Source organism: Mesorhizobium sp. M1163 (assembly GCF_040318415.1).
Classification (GTDB): Bacteria; Pseudomonadota; Alphaproteobacteria; order Rhizobiales; family Rhizobiaceae; genus Mesorhizobium.
The window spans coordinates 109,500-127,925 of the sequence record NZ_JAMYMF010000006.1; the positions used below are offsets into that span (position 1 = coordinate 109,500).

An 18,426-nucleotide genomic window follows, 5' to 3' on the forward strand; every position below is an offset into this window, starting at 1 on the left:
CAAGCGAGGCAGAGAGCCTGATGGGCGCCTATATACTGCGCCGCATCCTGCTGATGATCCCGACGCTGTTCGGCATCATGGCGGTGTCCTTCGCCGTCATCCAGTTCGCGCCTGGCGGGCCGGTCGAGCAGGTCATTGCCAGGCTGACCAACCAGGGCGGCAGCGATCGCCTCGGTGGCGGCGGCGGTGATGCCGGCGGCGCCAATTTCGATGTGGCCGGCGACGTCGGCTCGAAATACCGCGGCGCGCAAGGGCTCGATCCGGAATTCATCAAGAAGCTGGAGAAGCAGTTCGGCTTCGACAAACCGCCGCTCGAGCGCTTTGGCATGATGCTGTGGAACTATCTCCGCTTCGATTTCGGCGACAGCTACTTCCGCGACATCTCGGTGCTCGACCTGATCCTGGAAAAGATGCCGGTGTCGATCTCGATCGGGCTGTGGATCACGCTTTTGTCCTATCTGATTTCGATCCCGCTCGGCATCCGCAAGGCGGTCAAGGACGGCTCCACGTTCGACGTCTGGACCAGCGGCGTCGTCATTGTCGGTTACGCCATTCCGGGCTTCCTGTTCGGCATCTTGCTGATGGTGCTGTTTGCCGGCGGTTCGTTCTGGGACTGGTTTCCGTTGCGCGGAATCACCTCGGACAATTGGGACCAATTGTCATGGCCGGCGCGGATCGGCGACTATTTCTGGCACATGACCTTGCCGTTGACGGCGCTGGTGCTGTCGGCCTTCGCCACGACGACGCTTTTGACCAAGAATTCCTTCCTCGAGGAAATCCGCAAGCAATATGTGGTCACCGCCCGAGCTAAGGGCCTGTCGGAACGGCGGGTGCTCTACGGCCACGTCTTTCGCAACGCCATGCTGATCGTCATCGCCGGCTTCCCCGGTGCCTTCATCTCGGCGTTCTTCACCGGTTCGCTGCTGATCGAGAACATCTTTTCGCTCGATGGGCTCGGCCTGCTCGGCTTCAACTCGGTGGTGCAGCGCGACTATCCGGTAGTCTTCGCCAATCTCTACATCTTCTCGCTGCTTGGCCTGTTCGTCGGGCTGCTGTCCGACCTGATCTACACCTGGGTCGATCCGCGCATCGACTTCGAGCGGAGAGACGTCTGATGGCGCAGGCCACAGTCGAAACGGCGCCGGCGCCGATCGCGCGGCCCTTTCTATCGCCGCTCAACCAGCGGCGCCTGCAGAACTTCAAGTCCAACCGGCGCGGCTACTGGTCGTTGTGGATATTCCTGTTCCTGTTCGTGCTGTCGCTGGTTTCGGAACTGGTCGCCAACGACAGGCCGATCATCGCCTCCTACAAGGGCGAGATCCTGTTTCCGGTCCTGGTCGCCTATCCCGAGGAGAAGTTCGGCGGCTTCTATGCGGTCACCGACTACCGCGACCCGGTCATCCAGGACGAGATCAATGCCAATGGCTGGATGATCTGGCCGCCGGTGCGCTACTCCTACCAGACCGTCAACAACGCTATTCCCGAAGCAGCACCGACAAAGCCGTCCTGGCTCTACGACAAGAAGACGCGCTGCAACCAGTATCCGAAAGGCGAAGCGGACCCCAATTGCAACGTCGGCAACTGGAACTGGCTGGGCACCGACGACCAGGCCCGCGACGTGCTGGCGCGCGTCATCTACGGCTTCAGGATATCGGTGCTGTTCGGCCTGATCCTGACCGCCGGCTCGGCGCTGATCGGCGTGGCAGCCGGCGCCTTGCAGGGCTATTTCGGCGGCTGGACCGACCTTCTTTTCCAGCGCTTCATCGAGATATGGTCGGCGATCCCGGTGCTGTACCTGCTCTTGATCGTCGCCGCCATCCTGCCGCCCGGCTTCTTCATCCTGCTCGGATTGATGCTGCTGTTCTCGTGGGTTGCGCTGGTCGGCGTGGTAAGGGCCGAGTTCCTGCGCGCCCGCAACTTCGAATATGTCAATGCGGCGCGTGCGCTCGGCGTGCCCAACCTCACCATCATGTTCCGGCATCTGCTGCCCAATGCCATGGTGGCGACGCTGACCTTCCTGCCCTTCCTGCTCAGCGGCTCGATCTCGACGCTGACCTCGCTCGACTATCTCGGCTTCGGCCTGCCGCCCGGCGCCGCCTCGCTGGGCGAGCTGTTGAAGCAGGCGCAGCGCAACCTCAACGCCCCCTGGCTCGGCATTTCCGGCTTCGTCGTCATCTCGCTGATGCTGTCGCTGCTGGTCTTCGTCGGCGAGGCCACCCGCGACGCCTTCGATCCGCGCAAGACGTTCAGATGAGCGAAACCCCACTGCTCTCGGTCCAGGACCTCAGCGTCGCCTTCACGCAAGGCGGCGACCAGTCGATCGCCGTCGACCATATTTCCTTCGACCTCGCCAAGGGCGAGACGGTGGCGCTGGTCGGCGAATCCGGCTCCGGCAAGTCGGTCACCGCGCTGTCGGTGCTGAAGCTGCTGCCCTATCCGACCGCCAGCCACCCGTCGGGAAAGATCCTGTTCCTCGGCGCCGACCTGCTTGCCGCGGACGAGAGAGACCTGCGCCGCGTGCGCGGCAACAAGATCACCATGATCTTCCAGGAGCCGATGACCTCGCTCAACCCGCTGCACACGATCGAGCAGCAGATCGTGGAGGTGCTAAAGCTACACCAGGGCCTGGGCGACCGCAAAGCCAAGGCGCGCACGCTGGACCTTCTGCACGAGGTCGGCATCCGCGAACCGGAGAAACGGCTCGACGCCTATCCGCATCAGCTTTCCGGCGGCCAGCGCCAGCGCGTCATGATCGCCATGGCGCTGGCCAACGAGCCTGAACTTTTGATCGCCGACGAGCCGACGACGGCGCTCGACGTCACCGTCCAGGCGCAGATCCTCGAATTGCTGGCCGGCCTGAAAAGCCGCAAGAACATGTCGATGCTGTTCATCACCCACGATCTCGGCATCGTCAGGAAGATCGCCGACCGGGTCTGCGTGATGACCAAGGGCAAGATCGTCGAGACCGGCCCGACCAAGGAGATATTCGCCAATCCGCAGCACGCCTATACGCGGCATCTGCTTGCCGCCGAGCCGAAAGGCAAGCCGCCGGCGGCCAACCAGGCCGCCAGGCCGGTGATGGTCGGCAAGGACGTCAAGGTCTGGTTTCCGATCAAGAAGGGCTTCTTCCGGCGCACCGTCGACAATGTGAAGGCAGTCGACGGCATCGACGTCACCGTGCGGGCCGGCCAGACGCTCGGCGTCGTCGGTGAATCCGGCTCCGGCAAGACGACGCTCGGCCTGGCGCTGGCCAGGATGATCTCGTCGACCGGTACCATCCAGTTCAACGGACGCGGCATCGATCAACTGTCCTTCAACGAAATGCGGCCGTTGCGGCGCGAGTTGCAGATCGTCTTCCAGGATCCGTTCGGTTCGCTCAGTCCGCGCATGTCGGTCGCCGAGATCATCGAGGAAGGGTTGAAGATCCACGAGCCGAAACTGTCGCCCGATGCGCGCGACGAGCGTGTCGTCGACGTGTTGCAGGAAGTCGGCCTCGATCCGGCGACGCGCAACCGCTATCCGCACGAATTCTCCGGCGGCCAGCGCCAGCGCGTCGCCATCGCGCGCGCCATGGTGCTCAACCCGCGCTTCGTCATGCTGGACGAGCCGACCTCGGCGCTCGACATGAGCGTGCAGGCGCAGGTCGTCGACCTCTTGCGCAGCCTGCAGGCCAAGCACGACCTCGCCTATCTCTTCATCAGCCACGATCTGAGGGTCATCCGCGCGCTCGCCAATGAAGTCATCGTCATGCGCAATGGCAGGATCGTCGAAGCCGGACCTTCCGAACAGATTTTTGGCAACCCGCGGACCGACTATACAAAGGCGTTGATCTCGGCCGCCTTCAAGATCGAAACGGCGCCGGTCGGCATCGTTAGCGAGTAGATTTTCGCCAGAGATCATGCACAAAATCAAAACGCTGCCGCGCCCTTGCACGTCGGGACGCGAACGCTGTTGGTAAAAAGGAAAAACAATCCGCAATGGAAAAAGGCCGCATCCTGCTTGCCCTCACCGGTATTCATCCGCTGCGCTGGCGCGAACTGCTGTCGGCGGAGCGCGAAGTGGTGCTCGAGCCGAATGGCGCCGCCGATCCGTCGATCACCTATGCGGTGGTGTGGAAACAGCGGCCGAACCTCTTGTCGTCGCTGCCTAATCTGCGCGCCATCTTCTCGATCGGCGCCGGCGTCGACCACATCTTCGCCGATCCCACCTTGCCCGACGTACCGGTCGTCAAGGTGGTGGCCGACAACCTGACCCAGTACATGACCGAGTACGTCGTCTGGCGGGTGCTCGACCACCATCGCCAGGGCATGCTCTACCGCGCCCAGCAGCAGAAGAAGATCTGGCACGAACCGCAGCAGCGGCCGGCCAGCGACATCTCGGTCGGCATTATGGGGCTCGGCACGCTCGGCCGCGCGGCGGCATCGGTGCTGTTGTCGCTCGGCTTTCCGGTCAATGGCTGGTCGCGCAGCGATCGGCCGATGCAAGGTGTCTCGACTTATGCGGGCGAGGCCGGCCTGATCCCGTTCCTCAACGCCACCGACATCCTGGTGGTGCTTCTGCCGCTGACGCCGCAGACGCACGGCATCATCAACCACGGCGTGCTGAAGGAGCTGCGCAAGCGCAACGGCCTCGGCGGCTCGGTGCTGATCAATGCCGGCCGCGGCAGGCTGCAGAAGGACGCCGACATTCTGCGCGCACTGGACGACGGCACGCTGAAGGAAGCCAGCCTCGACGTGTTCGAGGTCGAGCCGCTGCCGAAGACCAGCCCGCTATGGAGCCATCCGAAAGTGTTCGTGACGCCGCATGCGGCGGCAACTTCCGATCCGGTCCACCTGGCGCCGATCATGCTGCGCCAGATGGACGCCTTCGAGCGCGGCGAAGCGCTGGAAAATGTGGTGGACCGCGACGCGGGGTATTGATTTTTTGGAGCGCCGCTTCCCCGTCTCAGCCCCAGCCGAGCGGCACGTAGTCGATCTCCATAAACGCCTCGACCTCGGGGATCCAGCGGTCGCGGACGAAGGCGACGTGGTCGGGATGATCGTTATAGCCGGAATAGGCCCGCTGATCGGCAAACTCCATCGAGAAGCCGAAGCGGTAGTCGTTCTTGGGACTGACCTGCCGCAACTGCTCGAAATGCGTGACGCCCTTTATCGCCGTGAGGATTCTCTTGGCGTCGGCGAGGAACCGTTTTTCCTCGAGCGAGTGCGGCGGGTGTTTCAGCGTGAACACGACGGTGTGACGGATCATTTTCTGCTCCTGCGATGTCTTTGTGTCACGCGCTGTCGGCCCAGGCGCGGATCAGGTTATAGGCGATCGCGCCTTTCGGCGGCGTCACCAGGCCGCCCGGATGTTCCCTGGCCAGCATCGACAGCACCTCGTCGCGAAAGAACCAGCGGCAATCTTCCAGCTCGTTGAGGTCGGGGTGGATATCGTCGTTGAGCGGTTCGCCGAAGCAGCCGATCATCAGCGAATAGGGGAACGGCCAGGGCTGGCTGGCATGGTAGACGACGCGGCCGAGCCTGATGCCGGCTTCCTCCAGCGTTTCGCGCCGCACGGCCGCCTCGATCGTCTCGCCCGGCTCGATGAAACCAGCGAGCGCCGAATACATGCCGGGCCCGAAATGCCGGCCGCGGCCGAGCAGGCATTTTTCGCGCGTTGCCGTCAGCATGATCGCCACCGGGTCGGTGCGCGGAAAGTGCTCTGTGCCGCAGGCCGGGCAATGCCGCTTGTAGCCGCCGGCCCGCATCTCGGCTTCGGTGCCGCATTTGCTGCAGAAGCGATGGCTGGCATGCCAGGCGAGCAGCGCCGCCCCTTGCGCCAGCGCCCCGGCCGCCGCTTCGTCGATCAGCCCCTGCATATAGACCGAGCGATAGTCGATCGCCTTGATCGTCTCGGGAAGCTGCTCGGGCTCGACCCCGGCCGGCACCGCCAGCACCGGGCCGCTTTCGGAAAAACCGAGCAGGACGCCGTTTTTGAGCGATGCCTCGAGCGGCCGGCTTTCGGCCGCGCCGAACCAAGGGTCGAATGCGTCTTGCGCAAGCTTCAGATAGAGCCGGCCGCCATGCATCAGCAAAAGCCGAGTCGTCGGATCGGCGAGCGCCTTTTCGACGGAATCGTCGGCGCGGTTTTCGGATTGCCGGTCGATGATGTTGCCGGCGAAGCCGACGAACTGGCTCGGCTCGCGCAAGGGCGCGTCAAACAGGCTAAAGCTCATGCGGACTCGGGAAGGTTCAAGATGGACACGGGAGAGGCTTATAGCGCTGCCTTGATCTTTTCCGCAAACTTGCGAATGTCGGAGCGCTGGTAGGGCTCGCGCAGGCCGTGACCCCACACCGGGCCGGGCCAGCCGGGATCGCCTTCCGAGCGCGCGACGACGTGTACATGCAGCTGGCGCACGATGTTGCCGAGTGCGCCAGTGTTGATCTTGGTGCAGCCGGTCACCCGCTTCAGCGCCAGCGCCACCATGTTTGTCTCGAAGGTCAGCATCGCCTGGTCGAGCGGTGTCATATCGTGGATTTCCTCGATGCCCGGCCGCTGCGGCACCAGCAGCAGCCACGGCCAGCGGCGGTCGTTCATGACGCGCAATTCGCATAGGCCGAGCCACATCAGCTGTTCGCTGTCGGCTTCCAGCTGGGCGTCAAGCGTGAATCCGGCCTTGAGGCCCGGCAGCATTGGCGTTTCCCTCAATTGTGACGTTTTTTGAACTTTATGGACGCTAGAGCGGCTGTCGGGGGGCCGCAAGGGGCAGCAAGCAAACATTGGCGATCGTGGCGCCGATTGTGCGCGATGAGGGTGAGGGTATGGCCGGTCAAGGCTTGGGTTCCTCGCCCACCGCGAAGCGGGGAGAGGTGGCCGCCCACGGGTCTTGCCTTCGGCAAGCCCGAGGACAGGCTCCGCGGCCGGAGAGGGGGCCTTCGCAGCGCGGTTCCCCTCTCCGTCTCGGCTTCGCCGAGCCACCTCTCCCCACTTTCGTTGGGCGAGGAACCCAAGCTGGAATGAAGCCACGATTCTTCGCACCCCCCTTGCCTACCGGCCATCGTCCCCCGCGAGGGGAAATCGGCAGCTTCGCCACATTTTGTTCTTGCTTTGTGCCGGTAGCTATGCTACTGATCTCGCTATGGTGCTTATTTGCGCCAATGACCCGCCCACCGAGGCGTGTTTTTGGTTTCAGCTTTCGCCGTCGCTCAAGGCCCCTATCATCCGCACTTGCATTTCATCGCCGGATTGCCGATATGGAGGCCGGGAGGTTGGTGGTGGACGGTCCACTCGCCAACCGGGTCAGGTCCGGAAGGAAGCAGCCCTAACGAGCCCGGAACGGGTCATTGTTCCAGCCTCCCGCCTCTTCGCCTTTTGCCCCGACATTGACGGCGCCAAGCCGTACGGGCGAAACTATGCGCAGGAATCGGCCGCCTCCAGTGGCAGCCCTCGGAGCTTAACGGGCGAATGAGCGAAGCCGGAAACGAGGCTGGGAAATCGGACAAGCCTGCCGCCTACCGCGTGCTGGCGCGCAAATACCGACCGTCGAATTTCTCCGAACTGATCGGCCAGGAGCCGATGGTCCGCACCTTGACCAATGCCTTTGCCACCGGCCGCATCGCCCAGGCCTGGATGCTGACCGGCGTGCGCGGCGTCGGCAAGACGACGACCGCGCGCATACTCGCGCGGGCCCTGAACTACAAAACATCGACCGTCGACCAGCCGTCCGTCGACCTTGCCGTGCTCGGCGAGCATTGCCAGGCGATCATGGAAGGCCGCCATGTCGACGTCATCGAGATGGACGCCGCCTCGCATACCGGCATCGACGATATCAGGGACATCATCGAGCGCGTGCGCTACGCCCCGGTATCGGCGCGCTACAAAGTCTATATCATCGACGAAGTGCACATGCTTTCCAACCAGGCCTTCAACGGCCTGCTGAAGACGCTGGAAGAGCCGCCGCCGCACGTCAAGTTCATCTTCGCCACCACCGAAATCCGCAAGGTGCCGATCACCGTGCTGTCGCGCTGCCAGCGCTTCGATCTCAGGCGCATCGATGCGGCAATGATCAAGGCCGACCTTGCCCGGATAGCCGGTCTGGAGAGCATCGAAGTTGAAGACGATGCGCTGGCGATGATCGCGCGCGCGGCCGAAGGCTCGATGCGCGACGCGCAGTCCATCCTCGACCAGGCCATCGCCCATGGCGGCGGCGCGGTCAGCGCCGAGGCGGTTCGCGCCATGCTCGGCCTCGCCGACCGTGCCCGCATCGTCGACCTGTTCGAACATGTCATGAAGGGCGACGTCGCCGCGGCGCTTGCCGAATTCCGTGCCCAGTACGATACCGGCGCCGATCCGGCCGCGGTGCTGACCGACCTTGCCGAGTTCAATCATCTGGTCACCCGCCTGCGTTTCGTGCCGGCGGCCGTCGACGATGCCTCGCTGTCCGAGGACGAGCGCCGGCGCGGCGCCGATTTCGCCAGGACGCTGTCGGTCAAGGTGCTGTCGCGGACATGGCAGATGCTCTTGAAAGGCATTCCCGAGGTGCAGACTTCCAACCGCCCGGTCAGCGCCGCCGAGATGGTGCTGATCCGGCTGGCGCATGCCGCCGACCTGCCGACGCTGGACGAGGCGCTGAAGTCGCTGGACAACGGTGTTTCCCTGCCGGGTGCCGCGCCGCGCGCGAATGGCGCGCCGGCAAGCCCCGGCCCAGCAAACCATGCGCCTGCAAGCGGTGGTGCCGTGGCGCAGACGCGAATGCCGACGGCCAATGGCGGCGCCCAGACAATGCGCCTGGTAGAGACGATGCGCCTGGTCGAGCCCGAGCCGGTGCCGACCAGTTTCGTTGCTCCGCCGGAGCCGGCGGTCGAGGCGCCGCCGGTGCCGGTGAAATCGCTGGCCGACATTGTCGCCCTCGCCGACGCCCAGCGCGACATGGCCTTCAAGGTGCTGGTGAAGCGCTGCGTGCGGCTGGTGCGCATCGAGCCCGGCCGTATCGACGTCAGCCTGACGGACGATGCGCCGAAGATGCTGCTCAACGATTTGACCGCCAAATTGCGCGCCTGGACCGGCCGCAGCTGGCTGGTGTCGCTGTCGAAGGAAGAGGGCGGCCAGACTTTGGCCGAGATGGAATCGACAAAGCGCGAAAACGCCCTCCTCGATGCCAAGAGCGACCCGACGGTCGCGGCCATCCTGGCGCGCTTTCCCGGCGCCAAGATCATCGACGTGCGCATTCCCGACGCGCCGGAAGCCGATGCGGCCGAGGCCGAAGTGCCGGTCGAGCCGCCGGCCGACGACGACGAAACCTGAAACAACCAGCACCAACTGCAAAGGACCGTGCGATGAAAGACCTTCTCGGCATGATGGGCAAGGCAAAGGAAATGCAGGCCAAGTTCCAGGCCATGCAGGATGAGATCGCCACGCTGGAAGCCACCGGGCAGGCCGGCGGCGGCCTGGTCAGCGTGACGCTGACCGGCAAGTTCGAGATGAAGTCGCTGAAGATCGACCCGTCGCTGTTCAAGGAAGACGAGGTCGAGATTCTCGAGGACCTGCTTCTCGCTGCCCACAACGACGCCAGGACCAAGGTCGAGCAAACCATGCAGGAAAAGACCAAGGCGCTGACCGCGGGACTGCCGATCCCGCCGGGAATGAAACTGCCGTTCTAAGGCTAGTCAATCGGTATGCCGTTATAGTGGCCGAAGAGTGCAGCAGCCAGTGCTTGCTCTTCCGCCAGCTGTGTCTATTAGGCAACTCCCCACACTTAATAACGCTTTAGCCATCTTTTTGCCTGAAAGTGTCTCATTCTTGCCGCAACCAGGGGCGGGCTGGCAGCAGAATGAGGGGACGCCTGTTGATCTCTACCCGATGGAAGACGCCGTTGCGGCTCGGCGTCGTTATCTCGCCGCTGTTTTTGGCCGCTTGCAGTCAGACCGCCTCGCACGGCATGTCCAGCCTGACCGATGCTATTACGCCGAGTTTCCTGAGCTCGCACTCCTACAATTCCACGCCGAAGGAAAAGGAGTGCCTGGAGCGGGCAATGTTCTTCGAGTCCAACCGGTCGAGCCGTGACGGCATGATTGCGGTCGGCACGGTGGTGATGAACCGGCTGCGGTCCGGCAATCACGGCAACACCATCTGCCAGGTCGTCGGCGAGCGCGGCCAGTTCGCGCCGGGCGTCATGACACGGCCGATGAATTCGAAGGCGATGCCCGACGTCGAGGAAGCCGCCGCGGCGGTGCTCAAGGGCGAGCGCAAAGCCAAGCTGAAGAACACCATGTTCTTCCACACCGCCGGCCTGCGCTTCCCCTACAAGAACATGCACTACACCATGGTCGCCGGCGGCAATGCCTTCTATGAAAAGCGCGGCCGCAACTGGCAGCCGCTGCCGGACGAACCGGTGGTCGCCATGGCCCAGGCCAAGCCGCAAGCGCCTGCCGCTCAGGCCATACTTGTCGCCTCCGCGGAGCCGGCTCGCGAGGTCAAGCCGACATTCGCCAGGGCAACCTATGTGACCGCCGCTGCATCGCTGCGGGCAAAGCAGACAAGGGTGACCGCCGGAATGGCGACCCCGGGGAAGGCGACGGCGGAGAAGCCGATGGTTGTGGCGCTGCAGGAACCAATGCAGGAGCCGGATGCGGCCCGTTTTGGCGGAACCGTGAGCGAGCGGCCCGTCACCTCCTTCCAGGCCGCGCCGGCAGAGCCGACAATGTCGTTCGAGGCGACGCCCGAGAACACCGACGCCATCGGCGCGATGATCGCCGGCCAGACCCGGCCGCTGGAAGAAAACTGAGGGCGGCAGCACTGGCGGCGACGTCGGCCTTCCCTTCTCCCACAACAAGGGGAGAAGGGAAGAGCGGAGCCCCTGGCCGCTCAACTGTTCCAAAGCGTGCGGAAAAATCCTAAACCGGTGCGATGTCGAAGCGAATCGCCGGTCCCGAGATCGAACGCCTGATCCAGTTGCTGGCCAAGGTGCCGGGGCTTGGCCCGCGTTCGGCACGCCGCGCCGCGCTCCACCTCATCAAGAAGAAGGAACAGCTGCTGGCGCCGCTCGCCGCCGCCATGGGCGAGGCGGTCGACAAGGTGCGCATCTGCTCGACCTGCGGCAACGTCGACACCTCAGACCCATGCATGATCTGCACCGACGTGCGTCGCGACCCCACCACGCTCATCGTCGTCGAGGACGTGGCCGACCTATGGGCGCTGGAGCGGGCGACTGCCATGAACGTGCGCTACCATGTGCTCGGCGGTACGCTGTCGCCGCTCGACGGCATAGGTCCTGATGAGCTCAACATCCGTTCGCTGGTCGATCGCGTCGCCGGCGGCGAAGTCAAGGAAGTGATCCTCGCCGTCAACGCCACGGTCGAGGGCCAGACCACCGCGCACTACCTCACCGACCAGCTTTCCGGCTTCGACATCAAGGTGACGCGCCTGGCGCATGGTGTTCCGGTCGGCGGCGAACTCGACTATCTCGACGAAGGCACGCTGGCCGCCGCGTTGCGCTCGCGAACCGCGTTTTGAGGCGAGTTGCGGGGAGGGTGCGGATGATGGCTGCTGCGCATTTTTTAAGGCGGGCACTCTGTCACACCCCCCTCTGTCCTGCCGGACATCTCCCCCGCAAGGGGGGAGATCGGCAGCGTCAATCTCGCCGCCAATCTTTCAACGTCGAAAATTGGCGGAAGCAGAGGCGACAGCCAATCTCCCCCCTTGCGGGGGAGATGTCCGGCAGGACAGAGGGGGGTGGGACGGATCGCTGCTTTCACAAAATAGCCTTCGCGTTTCTTCTCGCCGCACTTGCCGCCTTCCTCCTCGCCACCCCCGTCTCCGCGGCAAAAATCGACGACCAGTTCCGCGCCTGGCTTGGCAACGACCTCTGGCCCGAAGCCAATGCCAAAGGCATCTCCAGGAAAACCTTCGACGCCGCCTTCGACGGCGTCAAGCCGAACCTCAAGCTGCCCGACCTGGTGAAGCCGGGCGAGAGGGCGACGACGCCGCGGAAGCAGCATCAGGCCGAGTTCGGTTCGCCCGGCGCCTATTTCGCCGAAAAGATAGTTCGTGCGGTGACCGCCGGCGGCCGCACCCGCGAGGCGGCCAACGCCAGCACGCTGGCCGCGATCGAGAAGCGCTACGGCGTGCCCGGCGAAGTGCTGCTGGCGATCTGGGGCCGTGAGAGCGGCTTCGGTGCGGCAAAGCTGCCCTACGACGCCTTCGAGGTGCTGGGCACCAAGGCGTTCATGTCGACGAAGAAAGAATTCTTCCGCACCGAGCTGCTGGCGGCGCTCGGGATCGTCGAGCGCGGGCTTGCCCCGGTCGGCGCGATAAAATCGTCCTGGGCCGGTGCGCTCGGCCAGCCGCAGTTCATGCCGACGTCGTTCCTGAAGCATGCCGTCGATTTCGACGGCGACGGCCGCACGGACATCTGGAATTCGACGCCCGACATACTGGCGTCGATCGCCAATTATCTCGTGCATTATGGCTGGGTCAGGGGCCGCGGCTGGGGCTTCGAGGTGACGGTGCCGGAAAGCGTCTCGTGCTCGCTCGAAGGTCCGGACCAGGGCAAGAAGGTTTCGCAATGGGCTGATATGGGTATCAGGCGTGTGTCGGGTAAACCGTTCCCGGCGAGCGAACTGAAAGCCGAGGGCTTTCTTTTGATGCCGGCCGGCCGCAGCGGCCCGGCCTTCATAGTTACGCCCAATTTCTACGTGCTGAAGCAGTATAACACCAGCGATCTCTATGCCTTGTTTATCGGCCATGGCGCCGATCGCATCGCCCATGGCGACAGTAATTTCTCGGGCAATTGGGGCGCGGTCGGCGGGCTCTACCGCTCCGACATCGCCGCCCTGCAGCGGGCGCTGGAAGCCAAGGGCTATGATGTCGGCAGCGCCGACGGCCTGCCCGGCTTCAAGACGCGCCGCTCGATCGGCAAATGGCAGGCCAGCAACGGCCGTTCCGCTACCTGCTTTCCCGACGCCGACCTGGTTACCGCGCTGAAATAGCCGGGTTTTCGCACCGCCGGTCTGGCCCAATCGACCGTTCTGCAAATGCTCGTTGCCGCGCTCGAAACCGCCGGATATGGTGAGCCGGAACTGCACAAAAATTGCCGAGACAACGGTCCGGGGATCACCGTTCGACGCGGCAGGAAATGCCACGACCCTGAGCCGGGAACTCAGGTCAACAAAAACAGGGAACAGTTAAAATGATGATGGAAAAGTTTGCTCTACGCTCCCGCTTCTTGCTCGCGGGCGCGGCCATGTCCGCGCTGCTTCTGGCCGCTGCGCCTGCCTTCGCGGTCACGCCCGCCGACACGCTGGTCGAAGGTTTCGCCATCGACGACATCATCTCCATGGATCCGGGCGAGGCATTCGAATTGTCGACCGCCGAAATCACCGGCAACACCTACGATCTTCTGGTGCGCCTCGACCTCAGCGACACCTCCAAGGTCAAGGGCGATCTCGCGGAAAGCTGGAGCGTCTCCGACGATGGCCTGACCTACACATTCAAGCTCAAGCCCGGCCTCAAATTCGCTTCCGGCAATCCGATCACGGCGGCGGACGTCGCCTATTCGTTCGAGCGCGCGATCAAGCTCGACAAGAGCCCGGCCTTTATTATCGGCCAGTTCGGCATCGATGGCGGCAACGTCACCGAGAAGGCCAAGGCTGTTGATGATACGACGTTCCAGTTCACCGTCGACAAGGCCTATGCGCCGAGCTTCGTGCTGAACTGCTTGTCGGCGACTGTCGCCTCGGTCGTCGACGCCAAGCTGGTCAAGGAGCATGTCGCCGCGGTCACGCCCAGCGCCGACTACAAATGGGACAATGACTTCGGCAATGCCTGGCTGAAGACCGGCTATGCCGGCTCCGGCGCCTTCAAGTTGCGCGAATGGCGGGCCAACGAGGCCGTTGTTATGGAGCGCAACGACAATTACTACGGCGAGAAGGCCAAGCTTGCCCGTGTCATCTATCGCAACATGAAGGAAAGCTCGGGCCAGCGCCTGGCGCTGGAAGCCGGCGATATCGACGTCGCCCGCAATCTCGAGCCGAACGACCTCGACGCGATTGCCAAGAATGCCGACCTCACCACCACCTCAGCCCCCAAGGGCACGGTCTTTTACATCAGCCTCAATCAGAAGAATCCGAACCTCGCCAAGCCCGAGGTTCGCCAGGCCTTCAAATATCTTGTCGACTATGATGCATTGAGCTCGACCATCCTCAAGGGCATCGGCGAGATCCATCAGACCTTCCTGCCCAAGGGCGTGCTCGGCGAGTTGGACGAGAATCCGTTCAAATTCGATGTCGCCAAGGCCAAGGAACTGCTTGCCAAGGCGGGTCTCGCCGACGGCTTCAGTGTCACCATGGACGTGCGCAGCAGACAGCCGGAGACAGGCATGGCCGAATCGATCCAGCAGACGCTGGGACAGGCCGGCATCAAGCTGGAGATCATCCCCGGCGACGGCAAGCAGACGCTGACCAAATACCGCGCCCGCAACCACGACATCTATATCGGCCAGTGGGGCCAGGACTATTTCGACCCGAATTCCAATGCGCAGACCTTTGCCAGCAACCCGGACAATTCGGATGAAGGCAAGACCAAGACGCTGGCCTGGCGCAACGCCTGGGACATTCCGGACCTGACCAAGCAAACGGAGGCCGCCCTGCTCGAGAAGGACGCGGCCAAGCGCGCCACAATGTACCAGGATCTCGAGAAGAAGATCCTCGACACCAGTCCTTTCGTCATCATCCACCAGCAGCTGGAAGTGGCCGGCCTGCGCAAGAACCTCAAGGGCTTTGCGCTCGGCCCGAGCTTCGACACCAACTTCGTCGGCCCCGTCTCGAAGGAGTGACGCCGGCGGACGCGCCGTATGAGTGTGGCTGAAAGCGAAGTGACGGCAGGGCGCGGCGGCGCCCGCGCCGTTGCCGTGGCCTCATCGATCGCCCGGTTCCTGGTCATCGCGATAACGACCTATCTCGGTCTGCTCGCGGTGACCTTCTTCATCGGCCGTGTCATCCCGATCGACCCGGTGCTGGCGGTGCTCGGCGACCGGGCGCCGGCCAATGTCGTCGAACGAACGCGCCGCGAGATGGGCCTCGACCTGCCGCTGGTCGAGCAGTTCTACATCTATGTGAAAAACGCCTTGAACGGCAATTTCGGCACCTCGGTGCTGACCACCAATCCGGTGATGACCGATATCCGCCGCGCCTTTCCCGCGACGCTCGAACTGGCGACGCTGGGGACGCTAATCGGTTCGGTGATCGGCGTGCCGCTCGGCGTGCTGGCCGCGGTGCGACGCGGCAGCATCATCGACCAGGTCGTGCGGATCATCGGCCTTGTCGGCTATTCCGTGCCGATCTTCTGGCTGGGGTTGCTGGCGCTGGTGCTGTTCTACGCCAAGCTGCAATGGGTCGCCTTTCCCGGCCGCCTCGATGTCGTCTACGAATACACCTTCACGCCGATTACCGGCTTTTACCTGCTGGATGCACTCTGGCAGCGGCAGTGGGACGTATTTGCCGATGCCTTCCGCCATATCATCCTGCCGGCCTCGCTGCTCGGCTATTTCTCGCTCGCCTATATCAGCCGCATGACGCGCTCCTTCATGCTGAACGAACTCACCCAGGAATACATCGTCGCGGCACGCGCCAAGGGCCTGTCGGAAACGCGCATCATCTGGGGTCACGCGCTGCGCAACGCCGCGGTGCCGATGGTTACGGTGATCGCTCTGTCGTATGCCGGGCTGCTCGAAGGCTCGGTGCTGACCGAGACGGTGTTTTCGTGGCCGGGCATCGGCCTCTACATCACCAACTCGCTGCAGAACGCCGACATGAATGCCGTGCTCGGCGGCACCATCATCATCGGCTCGGTCTTCATCGCCATCAATCTATTCTCCGACCTGCTCTACCGGGTGCTCGATCCCAGGACCAAGGCAGGATGAGGACCAAGGCAGGATGAGCACGGAAGCTATTCAAACCCGCCGCGACTGGCTGCTCAGCGAGCGGCCGGCGTCGCGCGTGCAAGCAAGGCTCGGCCGCGCCTATGTGGCATGGCGGCGCTTTTCCGCCAACCGGCTGGCGTTTGCCGGCCTGCTCATCATCATTGCCTTGCTGGTGGTCGCGGCCTTCGCCGATGTGCTGGCGCCCTATTCGCCGACATTCGGCGACCTCAAGGGCTCGCGGCTGCTGGCGCCGAGTGCGGCGCACTGGTTCGGCACCGACGATCTCGGCCGCGACATCTATTCGCGCATCATCTTCGGCTCGCGCTGGACACTGTACGTCGTCGTTCTGGTTGCCGTCATCGCCGCGCCCATCGGCTTGCTGGTCGGCACCGTCGCCGGTTACGCCGGCGGCTGGACCGATGCGATCCTGATGCGCATCACCGACATATTTCTCGCCTTTCCGAAGCTGATCCTGGCGCTTGCCTTCGTTGCCGCGCTCGGCCCCGGCATCGAAAACGCCGTGCTCGCCATCGCCATCACCTCGTGGCCGCCCTATGCCCGCATTGCGCGCGCCGAAACGCTCACGGTGCGCAATTCGGACTACATCAAGGCCGTGCAGCTGATGGGCGCCTCGCCGTTCCGCATCGTGCTCCGCCACATCATGCCGCTCTGCATCTCCTCGCTGATCATCAGGGTGACGCTCGACATGGCCGGCATCATCCTGACCGCCGCCGGCCTCGGCTTCCTCGGCCTCGGCGCGCAGCCGCCGCTGCCGGAATGGGGCGCGATGATTGCATCGGGCCGCCGCTTCGTGCTCGACCAGTGGTGGGTTGCGGGCGCGCCGGGCTTTGCCATCCTCATCGTCAGCCTCGGCTTCAACCTGCTCGGCGACGGCCTGCGCGACGCGCTCGATCCCCGAAGCGGTGACCAATGAGCACGCTTCTCGAAGTCGACGACCTGCGCGTTACCTTCCCGACGCGCATCGGCCTGATCGAGGCGGTGCGCGGCGTTTCCTTCTCGCTCGGCCGCGAGCGGCTCGGCATCGTCGGCGAGAGCGGATCGGGCAAATCGCAGACCGGCCGCGCCATCATGGGCGTCACCCCGCCGCAGGCTGATGTGACCGCGAAGACGCTCGCTTTCGACGGCATCGACCTGCTGGCCGCCTCGCCGCGCGAGCGCCGCGCGCTGCGCGGCAAGCGTATCGCCATGATCCTGCAGGATCCGAAATATTCGCTGGACCCGGTGATGAGCATCGGCCGCCAGATCGTCGAGACGCTGCGCACGCATGAGAAGGTCTCCAAGGCCGAAGCCCGCGAGCGCGCGCTTGCCATGCTGGAGGCTGTGCAGATCCGCGATCCAGCCCGTGTCTTCGACCTGCATCCGCATGAGGTTTCCGGCGGCATGGGCCAGCGCGCCATGATCGCCATGATGCTGATCGCCGGGCCGGAGATGATGATCGCCGACGAGCCGACCTCGGCACTCGACGTCACCGTGCAGCTCGACGTGCTCGGCATCCTCGACAGGCTGGTCAGCGAGCGCGGCATGGGGCTGATCTTCATCTCGCACGACCTGCGCCTGGTCTCGTCCTTCTGCGATCGTGTCATCGTCATGTATGCCGGCAAGGTGGTCGAACAGCTCAAGGCCTCCGAACTCGGCCGCGCCCAGCATCCCTATACGCGCGGCCTGCTCAACTGCATGCCCAAGATCGGCGCCGATCGCCACCCGCTGCCGGTGCTCGACCGCAAGCCGGAGTGGGCGGCATGACGACAGCCCTTTCCGTCGACAGGCTGGAGGTGATGTTCGACCGCTTCCGCGCGCTGAAAGGCGTCAGCCTCGAGGTGCAATCCGGTGAATCGTTCGGCCTCGTCGGCGAATCCGGCTCCGGCAAGTCGACCCTTCTCAGGGCAATCGCCGGCCTGGAGCCGGCCGCATCAGGCACCATTACCGTCAACGGAAAAACGCTCGGCGCGCGCCGCGACAAGGCCTTTTATCGCGAGGTGCAGATGGTGTTCCAGGACCCGTACGGCTCGCTGCACCCGCGCCAGACCGTCGACCGCCTGCTGCAGGAGCCGCTCGCCATCCACCGCTTCGCCGACGGCGAAAAGCGCATCCAGCGGGCACTGGACGAGGTCGGCCTGGGCACTGGATTCCGCTTCCGTTATTCGCATCAATTGTCGGGCGGCCAGCGCCAGCGCGTCGCGATTGCCCGCGCCCTGATCCTCGAACCCTCGATCCTGCTGCTCGACGAACCCACGTCGGCGCTCGACGCTTCCGTACAGGCCGAAGTGCTCAACCTGTTGGAGGAGATCCGGCGGCGCCGCAAGCTGACCTTCCTGATGGTCAGCCACGACCTCGCCATCATCACCCATATGTGCGAGCGGCTGATGGTGATGCAGAACGGCGAGGCGGTCGAGCACCTCGCCGCCGGCGACCTCGTCGAGCGCCGCGTCAGCAAGGATTACACGCGCAATCTGCTGAGGGCGAGCGAAGGATTTGTCAGAACGGCATGAGCGACGGGCGTTCGGTTGCTG

Annotated in this window: 17 protein-coding genes and 1 other RNA gene; 15 read left to right on the forward strand and 3 right to left on the reverse strand. The window is 64.1% G+C overall.

All coding sequences use genetic code 11. The annotated features are described in order from the left end of the window. The first annotated feature begins 20 nt into the window (after positions 1-20). From NKH43_RS08185 to NKH43_RS08200, 4 genes are all read left to right on the forward strand, one after another. Entirely contained in the window at positions 21-1,115 is a 1,095-nt protein-coding gene (locus NKH43_RS08185) for a microcin C ABC transporter permease YejB (protein WP_292662264.1), read from the forward strand. Then, entirely contained in the window at positions 1,115-2,254 is a 1,140-nt protein-coding gene (locus NKH43_RS08190) for an ABC transporter permease (protein ID WP_352857409.1), read from the forward strand. The genes NKH43_RS08185 and NKH43_RS08190 overlap by 1 nt, the downstream gene beginning before the upstream one ends. Beyond that, positions 2,251-3,882, forward strand: a complete 1,632-nt coding sequence (locus NKH43_RS08195) for an ABC transporter ATP-binding protein (RefSeq protein WP_352857411.1) — start codon at positions 2,251-2,253, stop codon at positions 3,880-3,882. Before NKH43_RS08190 ends, NKH43_RS08195 begins: the two co-directional genes overlap by 4 nt. Positions 3,883-3,977: 95 nt before the next feature. After that, a complete protein-coding gene (locus NKH43_RS08200; RefSeq protein ID WP_352857413.1) occupies positions 3,978-4,919 on the forward strand; it encodes a 2-hydroxyacid dehydrogenase in 942 nt (313 codons plus the stop codon). A 25-nt stretch (positions 4,920-4,944) separates the two neighbouring features. Here NKH43_RS08200 and NKH43_RS08205 read toward each other — a convergent pair whose 3' ends face one another. The 3 genes from NKH43_RS08205 to NKH43_RS08215 are packed head-to-tail and all read right to left on the reverse strand — an operon-like array spanning position 4,945 to position 6,672. Next, positions 4,945-5,247, reverse strand: a complete 303-nt coding sequence (locus NKH43_RS08205) for a Dabb family protein (RefSeq protein WP_023676866.1) — start codon at positions 5,245-5,247, stop codon at positions 4,945-4,947. A gap of 25 nt (positions 5,248-5,272) precedes the next feature. Next, positions 5,273-6,214 carry an NAD(+) diphosphatase gene (nudC, locus tag NKH43_RS08210; RefSeq protein WP_352857415.1) on the reverse strand — a complete coding sequence of 314 codons (942 nt, stop codon included), beginning with the start codon at positions 6,212-6,214 and terminating at the stop codon, positions 5,273-5,275. Positions 6,215-6,252: 38 nt separating this feature from the next. After that, positions 6,253-6,672, reverse strand: a complete 420-nt coding sequence (locus tag NKH43_RS08215) for an HIT family protein (RefSeq protein ID WP_352857417.1) — start codon at positions 6,670-6,672, stop codon at positions 6,253-6,255. A gap of 570 nt (positions 6,673-7,242) precedes the next feature. Here NKH43_RS08215 and ffs point away from each other — a divergent pair. From ffs to NKH43_RS08270, 11 genes are all read left to right on the forward strand, one after another. After that, positions 7,243-7,339, forward strand: an RNA gene (gene ffs, locus NKH43_RS08220) — signal recognition particle sRNA small type. 104 nt (positions 7,340-7,443) lie between these two features. Continuing rightward, a complete protein-coding gene (locus tag NKH43_RS08225; protein ID WP_352857419.1) occupies positions 7,444-9,282 on the forward strand; it encodes a DNA polymerase III subunit gamma/tau in 1,839 nt (612 codons plus the stop codon). Between the two features lie 32 nt (positions 9,283-9,314). Then, positions 9,315-9,638, forward strand: coding sequence for a YbaB/EbfC family nucleoid-associated protein (locus NKH43_RS08230; RefSeq protein WP_352857421.1), 324 nt, complete (start codon positions 9,315-9,317; stop codon positions 9,636-9,638). Positions 9,639-9,823: 185 nt separating this feature from the next. Next, entirely contained in the window at positions 9,824-10,762 is a 939-nt protein-coding gene (locus tag NKH43_RS08235) for a cell wall hydrolase (protein ID WP_352857423.1), read from the forward strand. Positions 10,763-10,884: 122 nt separating this feature from the next. After that, complete coding sequence (gene recR / locus NKH43_RS08240; RefSeq protein WP_352857424.1) at positions 10,885-11,490, forward strand: recombination mediator RecR; 606 nt, start codon at positions 10,885-10,887, stop codon at positions 11,488-11,490. 197 nt (positions 11,491-11,687) lie between these two features. Next, positions 11,688-12,965, forward strand: a complete 1,278-nt coding sequence (locus NKH43_RS08245) for a lytic murein transglycosylase (protein ID WP_352857426.1) — start codon at positions 11,688-11,690, stop codon at positions 12,963-12,965. 200 nt (positions 12,966-13,165) lie between these two features. Beyond that, a complete protein-coding gene (locus NKH43_RS08250) occupies positions 13,166-14,809 on the forward strand; it encodes an ABC transporter substrate-binding protein (RefSeq protein WP_352857427.1) in 1,644 nt (547 codons plus the stop codon). Positions 14,810-14,827: 18 nt separating this feature from the next. Next, a complete protein-coding gene (locus NKH43_RS08255) occupies positions 14,828-15,895 on the forward strand; it encodes an ABC transporter permease (protein WP_352857429.1) in 1,068 nt (355 codons plus the stop codon). Between the two features lie 13 nt (positions 15,896-15,908). Continuing rightward, entirely contained in the window at positions 15,909-16,829 is a 921-nt protein-coding gene (gene nikC / locus NKH43_RS08260) for a nickel transporter permease (RefSeq protein ID WP_352483251.1), read from the forward strand. Then, positions 16,826-17,659, forward strand: coding sequence for an ABC transporter ATP-binding protein (locus NKH43_RS08265; protein ID WP_352857431.1), 834 nt, complete (start codon positions 16,826-16,828; stop codon positions 17,657-17,659). The genes nikC and NKH43_RS08265 overlap by 4 nt, the downstream gene beginning before the upstream one ends. Then, positions 17,656-18,405, forward strand: coding sequence for an ABC transporter ATP-binding protein (locus NKH43_RS08270; RefSeq protein WP_352857433.1), 750 nt, complete (start codon positions 17,656-17,658; stop codon positions 18,403-18,405). Before NKH43_RS08265 ends, NKH43_RS08270 begins: the two co-directional genes overlap by 4 nt. The last annotated feature ends 21 nt before the right edge of the window (positions 18,406-18,426 follow it).